This window comes from Brevundimonas sp. LF-1, from assembly GCF_037055305.1.
Classification (GTDB): domain Bacteria; phylum Pseudomonadota; class Alphaproteobacteria; order Caulobacterales; family Caulobacteraceae; genus Brevundimonas; species Brevundimonas sanguinis.
The window spans coordinates 1,738,381-1,756,144 of sequence record NZ_CP146349.1 but is presented as its reverse complement, the minus strand read 5'-3'; the positions used below and the strand labels follow the sequence as shown (position 1 = coordinate 1,756,144).

Annotated in this window: 31 protein-coding genes; 19 read left to right on the top strand and 12 right to left on the bottom strand. The window is 63.7% G+C overall.

Translation table 11 applies throughout. The features are described 5' to 3' along the window. Positions 1–34: 34 nt before the first annotated feature. From V8F63_RS09670 to V8F63_RS09640, 7 genes are all read right to left on the bottom strand, one after another. The gene (locus V8F63_RS09670; RefSeq protein ID WP_392353012.1) at positions 35–394 is read right to left on the bottom strand and encodes a hypothetical protein; all 360 of its coding nucleotides are present in this window, start codon (positions 392–394) and stop codon (positions 35–37) included. After that, the gene (locus tag V8F63_RS09665; RefSeq protein WP_392353011.1) at positions 391–1,023 is read right to left on the bottom strand and encodes a GcrA family cell cycle regulator; all 633 of its coding nucleotides are present in this window, start codon (positions 1,021–1,023) and stop codon (positions 391–393) included. Before V8F63_RS09665 ends, V8F63_RS09670 begins: the two co-directional genes overlap by 4 nt. Next, positions 1,020–1,520, bottom strand: a complete 501-nt coding sequence (locus tag V8F63_RS09660) for a crossover junction endodeoxyribonuclease RuvC (protein ID WP_392355070.1) — start codon at positions 1,518–1,520, stop codon at positions 1,020–1,022. The genes V8F63_RS09665 and V8F63_RS09660 overlap by 4 nt, the downstream gene beginning before the upstream one ends. Beyond that, complete coding sequence (locus tag V8F63_RS09655) at positions 1,520–2,140, bottom strand: hypothetical protein (RefSeq protein WP_392353010.1); 621 nt, start codon at positions 2,138–2,140, stop codon at positions 1,520–1,522. Before V8F63_RS09655 ends, V8F63_RS09660 begins: the two co-directional genes overlap by 1 nt. Positions 2,141–2,282: 142 nt before the next feature. Further along, entirely contained in the window at positions 2,283–2,735 is a 453-nt protein-coding gene (locus V8F63_RS09650) for a hypothetical protein (RefSeq protein ID WP_024354199.1), read from the bottom strand. A 41-nt stretch (positions 2,736–2,776) separates the two neighbouring features. After that, positions 2,777–3,112 carry a hypothetical protein gene (locus tag V8F63_RS09645; protein WP_392353009.1) on the bottom strand — a complete coding sequence of 112 codons (336 nt, stop codon included), beginning with the start codon at positions 3,110–3,112 and terminating at the stop codon, positions 2,777–2,779. 1 nt (position 3,113) lies between these two features. Next, positions 3,114–3,386: a hypothetical protein gene (locus V8F63_RS09640; protein WP_392353008.1), complete on the bottom strand. Its 273-nt coding sequence runs from the start codon at positions 3,384–3,386 to the stop codon at positions 3,114–3,116. 18 nt (positions 3,387–3,404) lie between these two features. Here V8F63_RS09640 and V8F63_RS09635 point away from each other — a divergent pair, with 18 nt between their 5' ends. Together V8F63_RS09635 and V8F63_RS09630 are read left to right on the top strand one after the other, a co-directional pair. Further along, complete coding sequence (locus V8F63_RS09635; protein ID WP_392353007.1) at positions 3,405–4,151, top strand: S24 family peptidase; 747 nt, start codon at positions 3,405–3,407, stop codon at positions 4,149–4,151. A 56-nt stretch (positions 4,152–4,207) separates the two neighbouring features. After that, entirely contained in the window at positions 4,208–4,762 is a 555-nt protein-coding gene (locus tag V8F63_RS09630; protein WP_392353006.1) for a hypothetical protein, read from the top strand. A gap of 29 nt (positions 4,763–4,791) precedes the next feature. Here the strand turns inward: V8F63_RS09630 and V8F63_RS09625 are convergent, their stop codons facing one another. From V8F63_RS09625 to V8F63_RS09610, 4 genes are all read right to left on the bottom strand, one after another. Continuing rightward, positions 4,792–5,613: a Bro-N domain-containing protein gene (locus V8F63_RS09625; protein ID WP_392353005.1), complete on the bottom strand. Its 822-nt coding sequence runs from the start codon at positions 5,611–5,613 to the stop codon at positions 4,792–4,794. 645 nt (positions 5,614–6,258) lie between these two features. Then, a complete protein-coding gene (locus V8F63_RS09620; protein WP_392353004.1) occupies positions 6,259–6,501 on the bottom strand; it encodes a hypothetical protein in 243 nt (80 codons plus the stop codon). A 299-nt stretch (positions 6,502–6,800) separates the two neighbouring features. Continuing rightward, positions 6,801–7,856 (bottom strand): Hint domain-containing protein, encoded by a 1,056-nt coding sequence (locus tag V8F63_RS09615; RefSeq protein ID WP_392353003.1) that lies wholly within the window; start codon positions 7,854–7,856, stop codon positions 6,801–6,803. After that, entirely contained in the window at positions 7,765–8,232 is a 468-nt protein-coding gene (locus V8F63_RS09610; protein WP_392353002.1) for a hypothetical protein, read from the bottom strand. The genes V8F63_RS09615 and V8F63_RS09610 overlap by 92 nt, the downstream gene beginning before the upstream one ends. A gap of 209 nt (positions 8,233–8,441) precedes the next feature. On the opposite strand from V8F63_RS09610, the gene V8F63_RS09605 reads away from it, so the two are divergent. From V8F63_RS09605 to V8F63_RS09575, 7 genes are all read left to right on the top strand, one after another. Then, on the top strand, positions 8,442–8,780 hold the full coding sequence (locus V8F63_RS09605) for a helix-turn-helix domain-containing protein (protein WP_392353001.1): 339 nt from the start codon (positions 8,442–8,444) through the stop codon (positions 8,778–8,780). Next, a complete protein-coding gene (locus tag V8F63_RS09600) occupies positions 8,781–9,089 on the top strand; it encodes a hypothetical protein (protein WP_392353000.1) in 309 nt (102 codons plus the stop codon). Beyond that, complete coding sequence (locus V8F63_RS09595) at positions 9,086–9,409, top strand: hypothetical protein (RefSeq protein WP_392352999.1); 324 nt, start codon at positions 9,086–9,088, stop codon at positions 9,407–9,409. The genes V8F63_RS09600 and V8F63_RS09595 overlap by 4 nt, the downstream gene beginning before the upstream one ends. Next, complete coding sequence (locus V8F63_RS09590) at positions 9,406–9,612, top strand: hypothetical protein (protein WP_392352998.1); 207 nt, start codon at positions 9,406–9,408, stop codon at positions 9,610–9,612. The genes V8F63_RS09595 and V8F63_RS09590 overlap by 4 nt, the downstream gene beginning before the upstream one ends. Positions 9,613–9,631: 19 nt before the next feature. After that, complete coding sequence (locus tag V8F63_RS09585) at positions 9,632–10,606, top strand: PD-(D/E)XK nuclease-like domain-containing protein (protein WP_392352997.1); 975 nt, start codon at positions 9,632–9,634, stop codon at positions 10,604–10,606. Further along, positions 10,606–11,376 carry a hypothetical protein gene (locus tag V8F63_RS09580; protein WP_392352996.1) on the top strand — a complete coding sequence of 257 codons (771 nt, stop codon included), beginning with the start codon at positions 10,606–10,608 and terminating at the stop codon, positions 11,374–11,376. The genes V8F63_RS09585 and V8F63_RS09580 overlap by 1 nt, the downstream gene beginning before the upstream one ends. Before the next feature lie 252 nt (positions 11,377–11,628). Next, entirely contained in the window at positions 11,629–12,324 is a 696-nt protein-coding gene (locus tag V8F63_RS09575; protein WP_392352995.1) for a hypothetical protein, read from the top strand. A 23-nt stretch (positions 12,325–12,347) separates the two neighbouring features. On the opposite strand, the gene V8F63_RS09570 is transcribed toward V8F63_RS09575, so the two are convergent. Then, positions 12,348–12,812, bottom strand: coding sequence for a hypothetical protein (locus V8F63_RS09570; RefSeq protein ID WP_392352994.1), 465 nt, complete (start codon positions 12,810–12,812; stop codon positions 12,348–12,350). Positions 12,813–12,889: 77 nt separating this feature from the next. On the opposite strand from V8F63_RS09570, the gene V8F63_RS09565 reads away from it, so the two are divergent. The 10 genes from V8F63_RS09565 to V8F63_RS09520 all read left to right on the top strand — a co-directional run bounded on the left by V8F63_RS09565 (position 12,890) and on the right by V8F63_RS09520 (position 17,740). Next, positions 12,890–13,303, top strand: a complete 414-nt coding sequence (locus V8F63_RS09565; protein WP_392352993.1) for a hypothetical protein — start codon at positions 12,890–12,892, stop codon at positions 13,301–13,303. Further along, positions 13,296–13,673, top strand: a complete 378-nt coding sequence (locus V8F63_RS09560; RefSeq protein ID WP_392352992.1) for a hypothetical protein — start codon at positions 13,296–13,298, stop codon at positions 13,671–13,673. Before V8F63_RS09565 ends, V8F63_RS09560 begins: the two co-directional genes overlap by 8 nt. Beyond that, positions 13,670–13,954 (top strand): hypothetical protein, encoded by a 285-nt coding sequence (locus tag V8F63_RS09555; RefSeq protein ID WP_392352991.1) that lies wholly within the window; start codon positions 13,670–13,672, stop codon positions 13,952–13,954. The genes V8F63_RS09560 and V8F63_RS09555 overlap by 4 nt, the downstream gene beginning before the upstream one ends. After that, positions 13,951–14,229 carry a hypothetical protein gene (locus V8F63_RS09550; protein WP_392352989.1) on the top strand — a complete coding sequence of 93 codons (279 nt, stop codon included), beginning with the start codon at positions 13,951–13,953 and terminating at the stop codon, positions 14,227–14,229. The genes V8F63_RS09555 and V8F63_RS09550 overlap by 4 nt, the downstream gene beginning before the upstream one ends. A gap of 354 nt (positions 14,230–14,583) precedes the next feature. Further along, positions 14,584–15,306, top strand: a complete 723-nt coding sequence (locus V8F63_RS09545; protein WP_392352987.1) for a hypothetical protein — start codon at positions 14,584–14,586, stop codon at positions 15,304–15,306. Next, positions 15,275–16,159, top strand: a complete 885-nt coding sequence (locus tag V8F63_RS09540; protein ID WP_392352985.1) for a hypothetical protein — start codon at positions 15,275–15,277, stop codon at positions 16,157–16,159. The genes V8F63_RS09545 and V8F63_RS09540 overlap by 32 nt, the downstream gene beginning before the upstream one ends. Beyond that, positions 16,159–16,374, top strand: coding sequence for a hypothetical protein (locus V8F63_RS09535; protein ID WP_392352983.1), 216 nt, complete (start codon positions 16,159–16,161; stop codon positions 16,372–16,374). The genes V8F63_RS09540 and V8F63_RS09535 overlap by 1 nt, the downstream gene beginning before the upstream one ends. Beyond that, on the top strand, positions 16,374–16,556 hold the full coding sequence (locus tag V8F63_RS09530; RefSeq protein WP_392352982.1) for a hypothetical protein: 183 nt from the start codon (positions 16,374–16,376) through the stop codon (positions 16,554–16,556). The genes V8F63_RS09535 and V8F63_RS09530 overlap by 1 nt, the downstream gene beginning before the upstream one ends. 228 nt (positions 16,557–16,784) lie before the next feature. After that, positions 16,785–16,970, top strand: coding sequence for a hypothetical protein (locus V8F63_RS09525; protein WP_392352981.1), 186 nt, complete (start codon positions 16,785–16,787; stop codon positions 16,968–16,970). Then, positions 16,967–17,740, top strand: a complete 774-nt coding sequence (locus tag V8F63_RS09520; protein ID WP_392352979.1) for an ead/Ea22-like family protein — start codon at positions 16,967–16,969, stop codon at positions 17,738–17,740. Before V8F63_RS09525 ends, V8F63_RS09520 begins: the two co-directional genes overlap by 4 nt. Positions 17,741–17,764: the final 24 nt, after the last annotated feature.

Genomic DNA, 17,764 nt, shown 5'->3' with positions numbered 1-17,764 from the left:
CCAGTCGCATCCCAATGGATCAGGACTTGGGGCCTCATTCCTCACCCCCATCATTCGCCGCCGTCAGCCTGCTCCAGGCGTGTTCGGCGGCAGCGTTCTTCACAGCCTTGGGCAGGCGGTAGATCGCGCACACGTCAGCCGCGACCGAGTTCAGAGCCGTGGCGGTCTCGACACGGCCGATCAGGGGCCAGCGGAACTCGGCGGCGATGTCGATCAGGTCGCCGAGGAGCGCGGCCTGTTCCTTCGGATCGGCCACATCCTGCATCAGAGAGCGCACTGTCCGGCGCGCGGTCATGCGCAGGAACATCGCGCGAGACGAGCGCGCCTGTTGGCTGGTCGCGGTCTCCCGGCTGCGGTCGATCCGTTCAACGAGGTACTTCTCGCGCTGGCTCACGCAGCCCTCCCCTGATCCCAAGGGGTGGACTCGGCGCGACGGGCCGGGCGCCGCTCACCGAACCCGAAAGCCTTGGACGCGGCTAGCACCCTGCCGACCGCTCGCTTGTGGTGGGTCGGGCAATAGGTCTCGGTCGCGCCAGTAGCGGCGGGGTCGACCGGCTGACCGCAGCACATCTGCCCGGCGCCCGAGATCTCTCCGACCGGCCACGAGCACTGGAACCGGCGGCGGTCGATCAGCAGGATCGAGGTGTCATTCGCAGCTTCAGCAAAGCCGTCGATGATCCCGGCGCCATGCTTGGCGAAATGCTCCCGCTTCTTGGCCGCCTCCTCAGGGCTGGACGGCGCAAACCGGCCGAAGCTGGAAGCCGGTGCAGGCTTGTCGATCCTGATCCCGCCCGTGGTGCGGTTGCGCTTCACGGCAGGGGCTCGGCCTGTCGAAGCTGGGGGCGACGCCTTCGCTTCCATGCGCTCGCGCGTCAGGCCGAGACGGTGCACCTTGGCGATGACAGAGTTTCTAGAGCGACCCGGCAACACCCGCGCGATCTCGGTGGCCGAACTCCCGGCCAACCACATCTTCTTCATCGTCTCGATTTCGTGGTCGTGCCACGCGTTCAGGATCGTGCTCATGCTGTCCTCGCTGCGTTCAGGGGTTCCCAGCGCCAGGCATGGGACGGATGACGAAGGCGGACGGCGCAGAGCCAGATGCCGAAAGCGTCCGCTTCATCTGAGGTTTTGGGGTCGAAGCCGTAGGCCCTGCAGGCGGCCATCATCGCGTGCTTCTCGGCCCGGCCGCTGCCGGTCAGGGCCTTCTTCACCTGCGATGTGGCCACCTCGGCGCACTCGATGCTTGCGCGGTGCGCCACCATTTCGGTGACGCCTGCCATGCCTTGCAGCTTCCGGGTGGTGGCGATCTGGGTCTGTCCCGCCAGGATTGGAGCTTCGAAGACGATCAAGCTGGGCCCGACCTCGCGCACCTGCGGCCGCAACCAGTCCTCCCAAGCTGAGAGGAACAGGCCGACGTCCGTGCCGGTAGACGGCAGGCGGAAGTGGCTCAGCGTCGGGCGCGCATCAGGAGCGCCGATGCAGAGCCCCGTCTGGGTTGCGAGGTCGAGCGCCATGATCATCAAGCGGCGTCCTGCTGATGCTCTGTGTCGTCGTTGGCCGCGTCCTCGATGTCGAGCTGGTCGTCAATTTCGGAGACCGGCGCCTGAGCCAAGCGAGCGGCGAAGGCGCGGCGCACGGTGGCCTGCCCTTCCTCGTGGCCCTCGCCATAGGACTGGATGCAGTCGTGCGGGCATTCCTTGGGCGCCTCGTTCGCCCAGCCCTTGCCGGCCAGACCATCGCGGAAGCCGATGTTGCGCCACTTCAGCTGCTCGCGGACCGGATCGGGCGTGGCGTCGGTGCCGTACAGCTCCAGTTGCGAGCCGATGGGCTGGCGCATGGCCTCTGCGAACCAGTCACGCTCGGCGTAGAACTGCTTGACCTCTTCCGGGGTCCATTCGAGCAGGCGGACCTGTTCGTCGAGGACGCCTAGTTTGATGCCCTTGGCCTTCAGGCCCTTGCGGAAAGCGCTGATCTCAGCGGTCAGCTTCTTCCGCTTCTCGTTCCACTGGACCATTTCGTTCGCGGCCATGCGGATGTCGTCATGCGACGGCATGCCGTTGTCCGGCTCGTTCGGAATGGCGCCGATCGTTCCTTGAACGTCGGGGTACTGGTCATTGTCAGCTTCGAGCTTCTTGGCCATCTGGCCCTCCATCAAGACCGCTCAACGGGGCGGTCAGTCCCGTTCGGTCATCGCCAGAGGGCGAAGGGCTTGGCGTTAAACAGCGACGGCTTGCGCGCCAGACGCAGGAACAGCGCGTGTCCGATGATCAGCAGGAATGCCATCAGGCGGCCCTCCGCGGGGTCGGGCTCGCCGCTTCGATGGCCCGGCGAACGCCGCGGACCCGCTCGAGGGCTTGCTCTGCATCGCGCTCAGCGGCAGCGATGGCGTCCAGATCGTTGTTGGACAGGCGCCCGTCCGCCAGCGCCTCGCGGACCACGGCGACGACGTCCATGCTCTCCTGGGCGAGGTCGAAGGCGAGCTCCTTCAGACAACCCGTGAGTGGCTTGGGCTTGCAGAGGTCCGCCAAGGCGGCGCTGTAGATCGCCCGCCCGCAATGACGCTCCAGATCAACCATCACGTCCGCCGGCATCGTCGACGGCTCATTCGGGTTCTCGTAGTTCGACAGCGACGACCTGCGGACCCGGCACGCCCTCGCCGCCTCCTCCAAGCCTCCACAGGCTTCGATCAGCTCTCCAGCGAGCCGGGCGTGTTCTCTGTGGCTGATCTTGTTCACTGGACGTTCCGTGGTCGTTTCCAACTGACCGGCGCTCTCGCTCAGGCGACGGTCGGGGTTGGCTGTTCGGGAGAAGGCGGTTGGGTTTCGTCGTTCGCGGCATTCGGCTTTTCAGCGGGTACGCGACCGAAGAAGGGAGCGAGCGTCCGCTGCGTGAGATCACGAGCCTTTGCGGCCTCGCGCTCGGCGGCGAGGATTTCGCGGATCGCATCGATCTCGAACGGCAGCGCGCCGGTGATCGTCGCCAGCGCCACCAGGGCATCCGCCTCGCGACCTTGGACGGCCAGTTCGTTGGCGCCGATGATCAGACCGTAGACTGTCCCGGCGTTGATCAGGGCTTCCTGGCGTCGAAACTGGAGGGCGGCCGATGACAGCATGTCACGCCGCCTCGCTGGCGGGGGCGTCGTCGTTTGCCGAAACGAAAGGCCGCGGCACGTCGGCAGGCCATGCGGCATCTTCGGGCCAATGCGCAGAGAACCAGGCCATGACCGCGTCGTACTTCCGCGCGGTAAAAGGCGCGCCTTCGTTCAGACGATCGAAAAATCGCCAGTCGCCTGTGGCCAACCGGGCTACTGTCGAGCCCTCCCGGTTCGTGGCTGTTGCGAACGCGGCAGCGCAGGTTTCGAGATGACGACGCAGGGTGCTTTCCATGCGCCAAACGATAGTCGGATGTTTCCTACTTGGTCAATCGGAAACATCCGTCTGGAGTTTCCCGCGCCGCCATCGGACAAATCCGACATGGCTTCGCTAAAAACTATCGTCTCAAGACGTCTTCAGCAGATCGGCAAGAACCCCTTCGAAGCCGCCCGTGACGGCGATCTCGAGAGGAATTTCGTCAACGATATCCTGAACGAAAAGAAGAAAAGCGTCCGCGGAGACAATCTCGCGAAGCTCGCAAAAGGGCTAAATGCAACGCCCCATGAGGTGCTGACGGGAAGGTTCAACGAAGCGTCGGAGGCCGACCTTCCGCCCGAAACTGACGCACACGCCGACTTATCTAACGTCGTGATGCTTCCAGAATACGATGTGCGCCTTTCAGCAGGTGACGGCTTCTATGTCGGAGCAGAGACCACCAAGCGGGAGTGGCCCTATCCTCGCTTCTTGGTCGTGGATCAGCTCGGCATGTCGCCCGGCAGCGCCACCGTTCAAGAGGTAATCGGCGACAGCATGGAGCCCACGCTTTCGAGCGGCGACTTTGTGTTGATCGACATGAACGACTCGCGGATCGGCCTGCCCGGCATCTTCGCCGTTTGGGACGGCGACGCCCTCGTCTGTAAGCGGGTCGAGCGCATCCCAGGCAGCGAGCCTCGTCAGGTCAGGATCAAGTCGGACAACCCGCTGCATGGCGAATATCAGGTGCCCGAAGACCAAGTGCGGATCGTCGGCCGCATCCGTTGGATTACGCGACGAGCCTAGACCGCCTGCAGCTGGCGGCGAACCGCAGGCTGCAGCGCTAAGGCGGGGGAGACGAAATGATTGGTTTGATTGCGGCGCTTTTGTTGATCGGCCAAGCAGAAGAGCGTTGGAGCGACGCAACCGTGACGCCGGTGTTTGGCGATGGCGCGCTTCGCGGTTGCGCGCTGAATTTCAAATCAGTGAAGCGGGACAACCTCTATTTTGGCGGACGGGCCGTCGGAGCAGACGGTTCATTTAACCTCTACCATTTCGGCGCTGGCGATGTGTCGGCCATGCTCAAAGTCACGATTTTGGACGGTCAGGCGCTGCGCCTTCCCGACACCGGATATTTGATCACCGGCTACGCTTCTAATGCCGGGGATATCAGATCAACGCTGGTCAGCGAGGATGCCGGCTACCGCCTAGTTTCGTTCACACTGGGAGCTGCGACCGCTGACGCAATCGGACATGTAGCCGTAGATTCTGCCATTACCGTCGGGGTGCAAATGAACGGCGGACGAAGCGCCATCCCCTTCCTTACCGAACTATCTGAAGATCAGGCCGCCGATTGGAGCGAATGTGTAGCTACGCTCCTAACGGACGCCGAAGACGCCTTAGGCGCAACGGACTGAAGTGGGGAGGCCGAAGCCTCCCCTAGTGCTTATGGCTTCCGCTTCCGATAGCCGAGGAGCGTTGGCCGCCTCATCATTCCCGGTTTGGGCCGCGAGGGGTCGGGAAGCAGTTTCGGTAGGTAAGGCAAAGCCGCAGGGTCGCGGGTCTTGAAGTACTCAGGCGCTCTCTGGGGTATCCAGACCGTGTCCACGTATTCCAGGAAGAGGGGTAGCATTGACATGGGGTACTGCCGAACCTCGCCCTCCCATTGGGCGGTCGTGTGGATGTAATAGGAAAATGATGTAGAGACCGTCGGATGGTTCTTTTTTAGCCAGTCTGAAAAGCAGCGCCCTACGCTCGAGTCGGGGCGCAATTCCGTGCCGTCGGGAGCCTTGTCAGCCATCAAGTGCCCCGCTTGCTCTAAGCGCCCCCAAACGCGGATAACCAGTTCGTTCAGAACCGAGAAATGTCCCTGTTCGATCCGGTTCCAATTTTCATTGTATCGCTTGATGAAGGTCGGCACGCGTCCGCCGTAGCTTCCGGTTTTCCTGATTGAAGGCAGGACTTCGGAAGTCACCCACTTCTTGAACCGCTTAGCCCCAGGTTTGTCCGATCGAAGGATCAACGAGAACAGGCCTGACTCGTTGATAATCGTCATTGAACGCGCCCCGCCGCGGACGCCTGATTGACCCTCGGTCAGAGCGAGGGTCATTTTCTCATCAGCATCTAGCCGGGAGGCGGCATCACTAGGATTGCGGAGATCCAACGCGCGGCAAACATCGACGAGGACGAACCAGGGCTCGCCGTCACGATCAACAATGCGGAAGTCGAAGTTGTCTTCGGTCTCAAAAACTTGGAGGGCGTACTGCATTGCCATCCCTTTCTGCCCGGCGTCCGGGCTTCAAAGTGATGGATTGACGAGGCCCTCAGCCCGTGAAAGAATTCACGGTGTTAGCGCTGAGACGGGCCTCGCCAACCCTTGGAAACCCATCGAAGCAAAGGCCGTCGGAAGTTGGCGCTTCCGGCGGCTTTTTCGTTGGGAGCAGAACGACGATGCAAGACACGACATCTAGTGTCTAGCGCACGGTCGCCAGCTACATGAAGAGGTACACATCCCTAATCGCAGGTAAAGCTCTTGACGAAAGCTTTTCTGACGAATCGGTGGGTGTGCAATCCCGCACTGTGAGCAAAATTGGGGGATCGACCCAATAGATATCGCGTCAGTTAAACTGGATCCTCGTCACTCCCGCGCAGTAGGTCTCGGCGGAGTTGATCAGCTTCGCGCCCAACATCTCCGTCAAGCGGAAGCATGGCTGAGGAATTATTTAGAGCGCGAGCGACCATTGCGCGCTCGAAAGGAGGCAGCTGGATCAGCCCTTGGTAAATGCGCTCAAGGGCTTCGGCTCGGTACGATAGGGTAATCATCTGTTCGTCTCCGTTACGGGACAACAGGCTGGGCGATCCTGCCACGCTCAACAATGCACCGTGTCACCCGCCCCACCAGGCGGGGTTTTTGTTAGGCGTCCTCATCCTCGTCATCGTCGCCGAACTCCGCGAACACGAGTTGCATCTCGACCCTCACCTCATCCATCGTCTGCTGGACCCAGGCATGAAGGGATCGGACGGTCTTCTCGGCCGACACGGCGTCAGGTGAGAACAGGCGCTCCATGACATCCGTCAGAGCTTGGTTCCTGCCCATGAGGACGCCAGCCCGATAGATCGGGTCGTCTGAAGGATCGATGTCGTCGTCTTCATCCATGATGATGTCAGAAGCAGCTGTCGCAGATAGGTGCGCGGTCGTCCGTGACCTGCCAGGCAGGAAACTGACGATTGCAGACGAGACAGCTCGGATCATGCGGTCCCGGCCGATACTCCGAGGCCTTGGTCCTGTTGTGGTCCCTGGCCAATTCCTCGGCCTTCCTGCGCTGCGCTTCTTCCCGCCGTTCGGCTTTAGTGAACCCGCCCACGCCCTACCCCCGTCGATCCGGGGGCAGCCTATCACCCGCAGCAGAAGGAAACGGCGGCCCCTGATGGAGCCGCCGTTCTGTTGTTCGCCCTTTAGGCGGCCTGCAAGGTGACCGCTTGGAAATCTTGGCGCACTGTTTGCCGAACACGGTCCACGACCCTGATCGTGACGAAGATATCGCCTTCCATTCCTGCCCAAGCGCTCGCCGGCAAGAAGCCGGCGCCATCGGTCCAACGCGCAGTTGTGGCCTCATGCTCGACGTCATGGAACCCGTCTACCAGGTCGGGATGATCCGCTGAAATCACTCGCGTTTCGAATCCATCGGTAACTTCGACGGCCGCGAGCTTCACGCCAAGCTCGCGCCGGTCTCCGTTTTTCGGATCCAGCAACGCCGGGATGAAGGTCTCGCTGCAAAGTGCGACTTTCTCGGACGTTGATTTAATCGCAAACCGGATTGCGTCGGCACGCTCGGTACCCTCGACGCGCTCTCCATCAACCATGAGGAAGGGGGATGCGGTGATGTCCTGCTTAACCCACCCCAGGGCCTCCGCGCGCCAGTGGAGGCGCTCAACGACGGCATCTACCAGCGCGCCCGATGTCAGGCGCGGGAATGCACCTTCGCCGTTCTCCAGACTGACGGCGGCCTCAGCCTGATCGAAGCTGGCGATCTCGAAGCGACGTCGGTTGCCGACATCAAGATAGCTTTCCGCAAGGACGCCCTCCGCAATCAGGAGTGAATGCTCCTCGACTTCGGCGTGCCAGTATTCTACCCACTCGGGCGTCTCGGTCGTGATCGTCATGCCGTTCATCAGAACGCCCGCCGGCACGACCACATCGCCCAGAAGCTGGAAGCCGATGCCATGGCCCGGCGAGACCAGCAAATCGCGCTCGGGTGAGTTCTGACCAAGCGCTCCCGCCGCAATCCTCACAGGCGCAACGTCGCGCTCCCAAGGCGTCCCTTGGCACTTGAGGCGCATCGACCCCACCCAAGTCACTTTCGAGGTTCCGCTCGAGGTCGAAACCACCTGTCCGACAACAAGCTCTTGGATCGGCACGTCACGAGTTGGCGTACGGATAAGAGTACCGGCAACAAAGCAAACAGGGTTTGGGGGTATAGGTAAAGCTCGTGTTGAAAATGATCCCGCCATCAGGGGGCGCGCCAGTGTTCGCGACCAACAAGGCCGGCGATGTAGTGGATATCGTTGTGCCGCCGATTTCCCGCGATGTTGTGATACCAAGCACAAGACTTTGCCCGTTCTGCCCGGCACCCATTATCTGGTAAGTCACGCCGCCGAACGAAACGACACCTTTTTCTGCATCGATGACCGTGAAGACGCCCCCATCCTCTTTCGCAGTAAAGCCAGCTACTTGGCCCGAATAGTAGACGTCATCATTGACTTTGCTCGTGTTCACATTTGAGACACTGATCCCGTACACGTAATTCGGGTGAAAGGTCTTCCCGGCTAATGCAGCAGCAAACTGAGAATAGGCGGGGACAGCCTGCGTTCCGATGTCTTGGTTCATGACGACCTCAAAGATACAGCGACGCTCAACGAACGGCGCTTTGATAAATCCCTGATACCATTGCCGGTTCGTCTGTCTAGCGTAACATCGCGATCTGTAAACTTTCAGACACACCGACCTAATCGGGTCGTAGTGGGATTTATCCGACTTTTATGTTGACAGTCGGAAACATCCGACTATAGGCTCTCTCCATCAACCGGAGAGACCTCATGTCCATCCAATTCACGCACGACCGCGCCCGAGCGGCTGCCCTGGCCGCCAACGACGACGCTCCGAAGCTGAACAAGCGCCAGCTCGCCAAAGCGGCGACGCGCGAGAAGCTCCTGCACACCGCCCGTGTTCTCTGGGCTCCGGCGGGCAGCTACGAACCCGTCACCATCCGCGACATCGCCGCTGCCGCTGGCATGTCCACCGGTTCGATCTTCGCGAACTGGTCCGGCAAGGAAGACTTGTGGCGCGACGCCATGGGCTACGAGCCGCCAGTGGACTGCGAGGCCGTCCGAGCCGCGCTGAAAGCCCAAGCCGCGCAAGCACGGTGGGCTGCGTAAATGGCCACGATCACCCCCGACGAAGCCCGCCGTCAGCTGCAATGGCTCAGCGGCCAGAACGAGGTCGGCACCGCCGCCCGTCAGGCCGAACTGCGCGCCGTCTTGGTGGCGGCCGATGAAGTCTTCGAGACGGACCCGGTGAAAATGCTCGCCATGGCCGATGCGCTGGAGCGCTGGGCCGCCGAGTACGAAGAGCAATGCCGCGACTTCCAGGCCGTCGAGAACCGCGAGAGCGCGGCTCGCTACCGCCGCTGCGCGGCTCGCGCTCAGACCGCCAACGACAATGCCGAGATTGGAGAGGCAGCGTGATGCAACACGTCTCCGAAATCATGCCCGGCGTCGTCGCCGGCATCGCCAAGGCCGGGAATGTGAACCTCGCCCTGGTCCCGCCCTCGAAACTGCCCCTCTTCAAGGTGGAAGGCCCGAAGATCCTGGACCGCCGCACCCGCCGCTGGATGACGGTCGACCAGGCCACGCAGGAAATGCTGCGCTTGGCCGGTGAACTGGCAGCCGCTGAAGACCCCGGCCTGCTGCTCCCGGTCATCAATGCGCTGGCCTGGGCGATCCGGGACGCGCGGGAAGCCGAGAACGATCCACTGCCGCCGGCAAGCATGGCGAGGGCGGCATGACGATGGCCGACTACCGCATCATCCCCTCTCATCCTTGGGAGGCCGTGCGCGAGCGCTATCGCGAACTCGCCGCCCAGGTCCGCCCTGGCGATCCGCGCACGGTGCCCTTCGAGCCGCGCCGCCTGCCCGTGAACCTGATCCGGGTTTCCCTTCAACTCGCCGCGGGCGCTGTCGTCCTGGGCTCTCTCTGGTGGCTGCTGTGAGCCTTCACAACCCCTCCCCATGCCCATGTCGGGCAAGATCAGCGAGCCGGGCGTCTACGACCTGAGCATGGCCGAGTATCACGGCGACTGCTGCGACAGTCCTTCCGTCTCGTCGTCTGGTCTGCGCACGATCTGGGCCAAGTCCCCGGCCCACTACTTCCACGCCAGCCCGTACAACGCCGAGGCTTTCGAGCTGCAGGTCGTGGATGGCGTCGAGGTCATGGTTGCGAAGGACCAGCCTGAACGGCCGCACTTCTCCATCGGCAAGGCAGCGCACCACCTTCTCTATCTCGGCCGCAAGGGCTTTGACGACGAGTTCGTTGTGCGCCCGTCGAAGTGGAAGGACTGGCGCACCGCTGACGCCCGTGAGTGGAAGGCCGACCAGATCAAGGCCGGGATGACCATCATCACCGACCATGAGCTGGAGCTGATCACCGGCATGGCTCGGTCTCTCGGCGCCCACCCGTTGGTCAAGCAGGGCATCCTCGACGGTGCCGTCGAGCGGTCGCTCATCTTCAAGGACACGAAGACTGGCGCCTGGCTCAAGAGCCGCCCCGACAACATCCCCTCGTCGTCAGGGCTTTTCGCGGACCTGAAGACGACTGAGAGCGTGTCGGATGACAGCCTTGAGCGGTCGTTCGCCTCCTTCGGCTACCACATGCAGGCCGCCCTGGTCGGCATGGCGTCCGAAGCCGTCCTCGGCCGCCCGATGGAGGAGTTCGCGCTCGTCTGGGTCGAGAAGGCCCCGCCATTCTGCGTTCGCGTGACAGTCCTGACCGGCGCCGATCTGGACCGGGGCCGGATGCAGCTGCGCCGCGCCATCGACCAGTTCGCCGAGTGCGTCGCCACCGGCATTTGGCCCGGCCCCGGCGGTGATCGCCAGGACGCCGAATACCTGACCCTCCCGCCCTGGGCGGCGAAGCAGATCGACCAGCGGCTCGAAGTCATCGCCGCGGAAGCCAACGACAACCATCCCCACCATGAGGCCGCCTGATGAACGCCGTCACCACTTCTCAGCCCCGGCCGCAGATCGTCGCCGGCGGCCAGGTCTCCGCCCTGGTCCCGCAGTCGCTCGATGAAGCATTCCGCGTGGCCAGCGCAATGGCTGCATCTGGCATGACCCCCAAGGGCGTCGACAAGCCTGAGCAGGTGTTGGTCGCCATCATGGCGGGCGCCGAACTCGGCTTTGCGCCCTTTCAGGCCATGCAGTCCTTCGCCGTCATCAACGGCAAGCCGAACATCTGGGGCGACGCCCTGCCCGCGCTGCTGTGGTCGCGCGGCTTCAAGATCAAGGAGTGGTTCGACAACGAGGACGAGCCGACCAAGGCGTTCTGCCGGATCACCCGTCCCGACGGCGATGAAATCGAGCGGTCGTTCTCGGTCGGGGACGCGAAGAAGGCAGGGCTTCTCGGCAAGCAGGGTCCTTGGCAGCAGTACCAAAAGCGCATGCTCCAGATGCGCGCCCGGGCGTTCGCCGCCCGCGACGGTGCCGCTGACGTCCTTCGCGGCATGCATGTCGCCGAGGAGGTCCAGGACTACCTGCCGATCACGGCCCGCGCCGTCCCGACGGAGCGCCCGAACCTCGCCGCGCGCCTGGCCGCGTCGAACGACGCGCCGCGCGAGGGCTTCACTTCGATCCATGGTGAGAGCCAGAACGTAGAACCACTGACCACTTTCGACGCGGGCCTTTCCCCGACGCCGCGTCGATACAGCCCGCGTCTGACGACTCCTCCCCGTTGGACGCGGGCGCCCTTTCCCCGGTGATCGCACTCCCACCGAGGAAACGGCAGCCGGCGACGTCGAGGACACCCCTGATGATGCGACGTCGCTGGCTGTCGACACCATCGCCTGGGCGGATCGTCTGATCGCTGACCTGCCCTTCCTGCGGCCCGAGCAGATCGAAGCCCTCGAAACCGACCGGAAGGAGCTGGCGAAGTTCGCCGTCCTTAAGGCGACCGACGTGGCGAAGGCGCGCGAGCTGGAAGCCGCCATCACTGCCGCGAAGGAGGGCTGAGCATGACGGTTCTCCGAGTCATCGATTTCGAGACGAGCGGCATGGAGCCCCCGGCCGCCCAGGTTGTTGAAGTCGGCTACTGCGACCTCTCGCGTGGCGAAGACGGCGTCTGGTCCGTGGGTCAGCCAGTGTCGTGGCTCTGCGGCGTCTCAGCTATGCCGCCTGAGGTCCGCGCCGTCCATCACATCACCCTGGCCGAAGTGGCCGGGCTGGCGCCGTTCGATCCCAAGTCAGTCGTCGCCCCGCATTGCGCCGCCGTCATAGCGCACAACTGGTCCTTCGAAGCCGCGTTCCTCGGCGACCAGCAGACGCCCGCGATCTGCACGCTGAAGGCAGCCCTTAGGGTTTGGCCCGACGCTCCGAGCCATTCGAACAGCGTCCTCCGCTACTGGCTGGAGGATCAGGGGCTGCTGTCTCTAGACCACGACACGGCCATGCCGCCCCACCGCGCCGGGCCCGACGCCTATGTTACCGCGCACATCCTTAAGGCGTTGCTGGCCGCCGGCGCCACTGGCCGCGAAATGATCGCGTGGACCCAGGAACCTCGGCTGCTACCGACCTGCCCGATCGGCAAGTTCCGCGGTCAGAAATGGGCCGACGTCGAGGCGGGCTTCCTGAACTGGATGCTAGCGCAGGCTTCGATGGAGGAAGACCTCAAGTGGAACGCCCGCCGCGAGCTTGAGCGGAGGCGCGCATGACTTACCTGCGCGCTCCTTCAGTTTCAGTTCCCCGGCTGCGGGCTGGTCGTGGTGATCACTGCTGGGCCGTTGGCCGGCGGGGCGGGTTCGACCTGTCGCTCGATGACAACCGGCGCCGCAGCCCGCGCCTCGGCGGCTCGCGCCTCTGCGGTAGCTCGGATCGCGTCGGCCCGAGCAGTAGCGGTCTGAGCCTGAGCGATGGCGACGTCCTCACGCGTGCGGCTGATCTGGTTCTGGATCAGAGCGGCCTCAGCGGTCTGGCGGGCGTCCTCAGCGGCAGCTTCGGCTTGCGCAACGCGCAGGTCTGCATCGGTCGGACCCGCCGGCCGGAACAGCAGGAAGAGCAGGCCAAACAAAACTGCCGAGAACAGGATGCCGACAATCCACCAAAGGGCGGTGTTGTTCTCCCGCTCGACGACAACCCTCTCTTGGTAAGTGCTGGTCTGAGCGCTGATGACGTTCGGGTCGATACGCTTGAACTCGTCCATGGGGCTTCCTCCTCAGTTCTCGGCTCAAACAGCGCCGCTACCGCGATGGTTCCGCTTGGCGAAGCGAGGGGCGCGGCATGACCAAGCGCCGAGCCCTCAACCGCACCGAGACGATCCTCGTCCTCCAGCGGCAGACCGCCGCGCCGATCCTCTGCGGCTGCGGCTGCGGCGAGCCCCTGGACCCGGTGAAAGAGCGCGTGGTGGACGAACATGTCATCCCGCGCGAGCTGTCCGAGGTCGGGCGTCAGAGTGAGCGGGATGACCTCGCGAACCGCCGCTTCTACCGCTGGCCGTGCGCGCTGGAGAAGACCCGCTCCGACCTCGCCAAGATCGCCAAGGCCAAGGCCCAAGCCGGCGAGACCGGCCAATACGCCCGCCGCCAGAAGCGCGGCCACGGCGCCATTCAATCACGCGGCTTCGACAAGACCCGGACCAAGCGGTTCGACGGCTCTGTTGTCGCGCGCCCTCAGAAGGCCCACGACCATGCCTGAATCAACCAAGAGCCCGGCAGAGGTGCTGGAACGTGTGCCGAACTTCTCCGATCTGGAAGTTGCTTTCGGCGCTAGGGCTGATGCCTTCCTGACGCGCGAACAGATGGGCGACGAGTTCTACGGCGACCGCAACGAGTTCACGCGCCACGTCGGCAGCCTCTTCTTCAGTGGCGGAAGCGTTCTGCCCGCCGGGCGGCGCTGGAAAGAAGGCGTGAACCCGAAGAAGGCTGGCCGGGCCGTCGCTGCGTGGCTCCGGTCGTTCGATCCGAAGCACGAAATCAAGATCGGCACCGTTGGATACGCACTGTCTCGGTGGACCGAACCTTCGGATGCCCGCCAAGCCTCCATCCGTGGGGGTGAGGCATCATGAGCAACTGGATCGACTACGCGGCGCGCCTAAAGGCCGAGCGAGACGATTTCGCAAAGCGGGCTGCTGACCGCCGCCGTGACGCCATCGACTACCGGAAGAAGGGGCGCTGGCTGGATGCTTTGGAAGCCGATGGTCGTGCTCGGGAATATCGAGCCAGCCAGGACCAGCGCGCTGCCGAGCTTAAGCGTGTGCGTCCGCTTGCGGCTCACGAAAAGGCCTCCCGCGCTGCGCAAGCTCGTTTGTCGCGCACTGACGAGCCACAAGCTGGAGACCGGGCATGAGCGGGGTGAAGCATACGCCGGTCGAACTGCTGCGCCGTCACGACAAGGGCGAGATCACGTCCAACGAATTCGACGTGCTGTGGGAGGTCGCGCACTTCGAGCCTGACGCTCAGTATCGGTCAGCGCGCGCGAACTTCGCCGGGACGAAAGCCATCTACACGATGGCAGATGGTTCCGAGCGAACCCACTGGGCGCCCGACTGGGCCAAGAAGAAAGACGAACTCCGTCAATCCCTCGCCCGCGCCCGTGGTGAGCAGGACGGGGGTGGGGAATGAGCCGCATGTCCGAAATCCACGCTGGCGTTTGGGCCTTCGCTGGTCCGGCTCAAGCCGCCCTCGACTTCACCGAAACCACCTTCGACGCAGCTCACAAAGGCGAGTTCGCCGACCAGGTCCACGGCCACACCTGGCACGTTCGGATCTACTGGCCAGCCGAGGCCTGCTGCGATGCGCGTTACATGCACGACCGTCTTACCGGCGTGGTGTCCGAGTGGGATCACACGCTGCTGGACGACAAGGTCGAGCCGAACAACTACGGCGTCTGCAAGGCGGTGGCCGAGCGTATTTCCGGACTGTCCAAGATCGCGTCTGGCGCGGCGGCAAGGTTCCGTGCGGCGCAGAGGTGGTGCTGTGATCCACTACCACGGCACCCCCATCACTCCGACGGCCGTCATGCTGACGCTGGCCGGGAAGCACTTCTGCGTCTCTCACATGCGGCCGGATCAGGTGGCTCTCTGCCATCAGATCGGGCAGTCGGTCATGCTCGACAATGGCGCGTTCTCAAAGTGGAAGAGCGGCAAAGAAGTCGATTGGGACGGCTACTACGACTGGTGCGACAAGTGGCTGGATTACCCGACGACCTGGGCCGTCATTCCTGATGAGATCGAAGCTGGTTCGCAGGAACAGGATTACCTGATCCGCCAGTGGCCGCACGGCGAGCGCGGAGCGCCGGTCTGGCACATGGACGAGCCCATCGACCGCGCCCTGCGCCTGGCCGACGAGTGGCCGCGCATCTGCATCGGAGCCAACGGCGAATACGCCGCCATCCCGTCGCCTGCCTTTGAGGCGCGCATGGACGACGTTTGGAACGAGCTGGCCAAGCGCCACAAGCGAACCCCCTGGGTCCACATGCTGCGCGGGATGCAGCTTACGACCTGGCGCTGGCCCTTCGCGTCAGTGGATTCGACCGACGTGGCCCAGAACCACAACCGGCCCCAGAACACCGCCCTCGCGATGGCCGACCGTTGGGACGCGGCTCAATGCCCCCGACCTGGACCCCGCGCGAGCCCCACCCCGATCTATTCATTGAAAGGCCAGCAGCATGACCACCCCTCGCGTTACCGTGCCGGTTGAAGACCTGCTGTTCTGCAAGCTCAAAGACCTGATCCTTGAGCAGTCCGAGGGCGAGTGGACCGACGAGATGATCGTGCGAGATGCGCATCATTTCGCCAATCACATCCGACCGCTTCTCTCCGCAGCCCCCGCGCCGGAAGGCGGGGCGGTGCGCTATCGTCACAAGAATCGCGGCACGGAGTACACGCTCATTGGCGTTGGCCGGGCGCAGGGCGAGCTGCAAGACGACGACCCCGTTGTGCTGTATCGCGGCGACGATGGTGGCCTATGGGTGCGCCACCAGGTTGAGTTCTGCGATGGTCGCTTCGAGCAGGTGTCAGCCCTCGCTTCCCGCGCGGAAGCCCCGGCAGATGCGGGGGATTTCGCCGAGGTGGCTGCTTTTGTCGAGGCTATGTCCGCAAAGGCGACCAGTGAGGTCCGCATACTGGATACTGCGGTTCCAGTTCAGGCGATCCGCTCCCTTCTCCGCGCCCAGCCGCCAGCCCGCGAGGACGCGCAGCCGGTGGACGGCGACTGGCAGTCTATCGCCATGTGGATGGGCTTCGCGGCGTCGGTCATCAAGTCTGGCGAGCCGTGGACCGATCAATGTCAGCGTGAGTTTGACGAGGCCAAGGCTGCATATGCCCGCCTGTCGGCCACCCACCCCGCCCCCGACGCGCTGCGGGTAGCGGTGGAGGCGTTGGAGCCGTTCGCTCGGGTTATGATTGACGTTGGCGAGAGCGAGTCCGACGACGATACGTTCCGAAACGCCCGACGAGAATACGCGAGGGGGCCGACCATTACGGTTGGCCATGTCCGCCGCGCCGCATCAGCCCTCGCCGCCCTGCAAGCCGAACAGAAAGGCGGCGCGTGATGGCTGGACCCTACTATGCCGAGTTCGGCGCGATCCACCATGAAGATGTGCGCGGCTTTCTCTTCACCGTGACGCCGCCCGAGATGGCTGATGAAGTCGCACGATCCCTGAACGTCGCGGAGCAGGTTGACGGTATGCGGGCAAACTTCCTTGCCCATTCGCGCAGCCACAAGCCCGCTCCGTCAGCCTTGCAAGCCGAACAGGGGGCGAAGTGATGGTCGCTTGGTCTCACTACCAGAACGACTTCGACGCCATGTCGGACGCAGAGATCGAATACGAAGCGCGCCGGTCTCAGGATCAGGTGGACGAAGCCGAGGACTGGCTTGAAGCCGTTGCGGCGTGGAAGGCGGCAGGCAAGCCGCGAACGAAACCGCAAGCCGAACAGGGGGCGAAGTGATGGCGGACCTGAATGCAGACAAGGGGCTGGCCAACGGCTCATGCAATCGAACTGCTTGCCAAGCGCCGCTCTCGCACGAGCCAACGCACCAGTTCATGGATGGCATCTTCACCGGCGGCCCGCGTCTTCACTACTGCGCCACATGCGCCGCTGATTTTGACGCATGGGATCGTAGGTCCGGCGACATGGTCCGCATCTCGCGTGAACCCAAGTCGGGGAGTGAGTGCGATGCGTGAATGGATCGCAGCCGCAGGCGTCATGGCCCTCGCGGCCGCTGCTGATTATCAGCGCGATGACTTCGGGCCTCGCACCAAATGGCGACACAAGGCCAAGCGCCCGAAGACTGCCGCACAGGTCAAGCGCGCCAAGTGCCAGAAGGCCCAGCGCATCGCTCGCAGGAAGAACAGAAAATGACCCACCCCCTCACCCCGCGCGAGAAGGTGGCGGAGATCGTCCGCAACGGCATGAACCGACTAGCCGCATCGCAAGCTGGTGCTCGGCCGGTCGTGTCCGCGTCAAAGGAGGCCGACCGCGTAACCGACGCCATCCTCACCGCCCTCGCATCCGGCTCCGGCGATCATGCGGAACTGGCGAGGCTAGCTGAGGCGGCGACGCCGGGGCCGTGGGAAGCGACCGGCACGACTGTCTGGCGAGAGGAGGCCGTGCCGATCCCGGTGACGGTGTGCTGCGGTAACGGACTCCCCAGCGGGGAATGTTGCGGCAACGGTGTCGAGGATTGCGAGTGGGATCGAACCCAAGGCGAAATCGCTAACGCCGGGTCTAACGACGCCGCCTTCATCGCCGCCGCCAATCCCGCCACCGTCCTAGCCCTCCTCGCAGAGATCGCGGCGCTGCGGGCAAGCGCGTCAGTCATCGAGCCTGAGCTTGGCGACTTGCAGGCCACCAATGCAGACCTGTCCGCTCGCCTCACCGAAGCAGAGCGCAAGCTGGCTGAGGAAGAAGCCGAGGTTCAGCGCTGGAAATCAGCCTACGACATCACGCACGAACAGGCGACGGAAAACGGCTCGGCGGCAAACGCCCTTCGCGGAAAGCTGGCTGAGGCGGTGAGGCTGTTGCGTCGGATCGACTGCATCTACGCGGATATGCAGGACGGCAATGGAAACCACCCGACCGAACTTCGCAAAGTCCGCACCTTCCTCAGCAAGGAGGCCGAACGTGGGTGAGAGATTTCTCGCATGGCCGACCAG